We start from the raw sequence: 2712 nt of genomic DNA, 5'->3' as shown, positions 1-2712 counted from the left end.
TCGTCGCCCTGCCCCTCGGAGGGCAAATCAAGTATCCGGAAAGGAGGCGAATACCTGGTCTGGGGGCCGGCTCGACTGAGATTTCAAAACGGTCGGGTTTTTTGAACCAGGTATTGCAGGAGACATGGCTGTTTTGCTGAGCGGCCCGACGCCGACAGAGGTGGTACGCGCCATCCAGGACTACCTTCCTGCCCTTTACTTTGCCTTTGGCCGCGGCAGGGTGGAGATGCTGGCCGAAGAGTTGGGCAGGGACTGGGACTTTCTCTCGGTGCAGGAAAAAAGGGAGGTAAGGCGCCTGATCAAGGAGGCGGAAGAGGGCTACCCCGGGCTCTTCGGCCCCCGCCGCAAGAACCTGCGCCGGCTCCTGCTCCGGGGCATTGGCTACCACCACGCCGGGCTTTCCCCGGCCTTAAAAGACCTGGTGGAGCGGCTGTACGAGTCCCAGCTGGTTTACGTCCTCTTTTGCACGGAAACCTTTGCCGTGGGGGTCAACTTCCCGGCGGCCAGCGCCGTGTTTGATGCCTGCCGCAAGTGGGACGGGCACGAGTTCCGCCCGCTCATGGCGCGGGAATTCTTCCAGATGGCGGGGCGGGCGGGGCGCCGCGGCTTCGACCCGGTGGGGCGCGTGTTCGTGCGCATTGACGAGCGCTTCCCGGAGCAAACGGGGTTTTACCGGGAGGAAGAGGTGGAGCCGGTGCGGGGCCGCCTTGTCCTCTCCCCCAACACGGTGTTGAGCCTGCTGCATTGGAAGAGCGATGAGGAGATCCAGCGCTTCCTGGAAATGAACCTGGCCACCTACCAGAGCAGCCGGGAAAGCCGCCAGTTGCAGGGGGAGGTGGAAAGGCTCAGGCAGCAGGTAAAAGAGCTGGCCCGCTGTTTTTGTGACGAACGCGGCCAGCCGTGCTGCGAGCTCTTTCGCCTGAAAATAAAAAAGGAGTTGCGGCGCATGAGAAGGAACCGCCGCGGCGTTAAAGGAAACCGGGAACGCCTGAGGGCGCTCCAGGACCTGTTAAAGGCCGGGCGCAAGGACTGCTCCTACAGGGTTTGCCTGGAGGCGGAAAAGGAAATCCGCCGGCTGGAGGAGCAGCTGCACGTTTTGCACGCGCGGCTGCGGGAAATCAAGGCCCAGAGCCGGGACTACCCGGAGGAGTTCCGGCGGGTATGGGGGCTTTTGGAGTCCCTGGGCTACGTGCAGGGAAGGGAACTCCTGCCCCGGGGCAGGTTTGCGCTGCACGTGCACGTCCAGGAGATCCTGGTTACCGAGCTGGTCTTCACGGGGATAATCGCGGACCTGCCGCCGTGGCAAGTGGCCGGCATCCTTGCCGGGGTTGACTACCTGCCGGGCAGGGACGAGGAGGTGGTGGAGCCGCCTTTCCCCACGGAGCCCGTAGAGGAACTGCGGCAGTACCTCTTCAAGAGGGGGGTCCCCGAGAGCTTTTGCCTTTGGTCGCCGGTGCCCTGTGCCCTGGCTGCGGCCTGGTACCAGGGAGCCTCCTTTAACGAGCTCCTAGGCATGGGCAACCTCCAGGAGGGGGACATCTACTCTCTCCTGCGCCGGGAGATCGATCTTTTGCGCCAGGTGGAGAGGGCGGCGCAGGCAACCGGTGATCAGGGTCTAGCGCGGCTGGCCCGCGAGATCCGCAACCGCCTGGACCGGGACGAGGTGGCCTTTGTGGGCGTGTAGGTTACGGCGGTGCTGTCTGGGGCACCGCCTCGTTTTTGGGAATGGTAACCGTAAAGGTAATGGGCGGGAAGGAAACCTTTATCTCTCCGCCGTGCTGTGCCACCGTCTCCTTGACAATGGCCAGCCCCAGGCCGCGACCGGGACCCTTGGTGGAAAATCCCGGCTCAAAGATCCTTTCCCGCCACTCCTCCCTTATTTCCGGCCCGGAATTGCTGACCACAAAGATGAAGCTTTTCTCGTCTTCCCTTATTTCCAGCTTGACGAAGCGGTCCTGGGGCTCCAAAACCATTACCGCTTCCATGGCGTTGTCCAGGAGGTTGCCCAGGATGCGGTTTAAGTGGTAGGGGCGCATGGGAAGCCCTTTCAGCTCGCTTTCGATGGAGAGGGAAAAGGCAATGTTCTGGTTGGCGGCCTGGATGCCCTTGCGCTGGATGAGCGCCGCCACTTCGGGCATGTTGAGGCGCAGGGTCTGGGTGCTCATGCGGGCCTCGCCGGCCACCTCGGCAATATACTGCCGGGCGTTTTCAAAGTAGCCGAGCTGCAGCAGGCCGTAGACCGCCTGCAGGTGGCTGATAAAGTCGTGGCGTTGGGAGCGTATGTTGCGGATGAGCTCTTCCATGTGCTCGATGTACCTGGCCTGCTGCTGGGCAAGGAAGGCCTGCTGTTCCAGGGAGATAAGCCGGTGCATGAGCACCAGGCTCAAGATCACGTTTCCCCCGACTACCAGGCCCATGAGGGCCATCCACCCGGCGGGGATGTCGTAGCCGTTTACAAAGAGGTGCTGGACGAGGATGGCCACCACGAAGGTGGGCCCCAGACTCACGGCGGCCAGCAGGTGGGGGGAGTACGACGTGCCCATTTGGTTTCCCGCTCCCCGTTTATGTGTACTAGGTCTTCCCGTACCTGGAAAGGGCACGGGGCTGCCTTTCCCTTTCCCGGCGCGCGAGGAATTTTTCCAGGGGCAGGGAGGCGAGCCAGAGGGCGGCGGCGGCGGCCAGGGTGGCGGCAAGGGAAAGCCAGCCGTGGTA

At 62.9% G+C, this 2712-nt stretch carries 2 protein-coding genes; one reads left to right on the top strand and one right to left on the bottom strand.

Features of this window, described 5'->3' with window-relative positions; translation table 11 throughout:
- Positions 1-124 precede the first annotated feature (124 nt).
- Positions 125-1684: a helicase-related protein gene (locus G454_RS0114935; RefSeq protein ID WP_027719215.1), complete on the top strand. Its 1560-nt coding sequence runs from the start codon at positions 125-127 to the stop codon at positions 1682-1684.
- A 1-nt stretch (position 1685) separates the two neighbouring features.
- Here the strand turns inward: G454_RS0114935 and G454_RS19645 are convergent, their stop codons facing one another.
- The gene (locus G454_RS19645; RefSeq protein ID WP_051276546.1) at positions 1686-2543 is read right to left on the bottom strand and encodes a sensor histidine kinase; all 858 of its coding nucleotides are present in this window, start codon (positions 2541-2543) and stop codon (positions 1686-1688) included.
- Positions 2544-2712: the final 169 nt, after the last annotated feature.

The organism is Desulfovirgula thermocuniculi DSM 16036, assembly GCF_000429345.1.
In the GTDB taxonomy this organism is placed as follows: domain Bacteria; phylum Bacillota; class Desulfotomaculia; order Desulfotomaculales; family Desulfovirgulaceae; genus Desulfovirgula; species Desulfovirgula thermocuniculi.
This window is presented reverse-complemented; position numbering and strand designations above follow the sequence as displayed.

Bases quoted from the DNA above. Each gene is read 5' to 3' on its own strand.
- G454_RS19645 (WP_051276546.1), bottom strand. From the start codon at position 2,543: ATGGGCACGTCGTACTCCCCCCACCTGCTGGCCGCCGTGAGTCTGGGG.
- G454_RS0114935 (WP_027719215.1), top strand. From the start codon at position 125: ATGGCTGTTTTGCTGAGCGGCCCGACGCCGACAGAGGTGGTACGCGCC.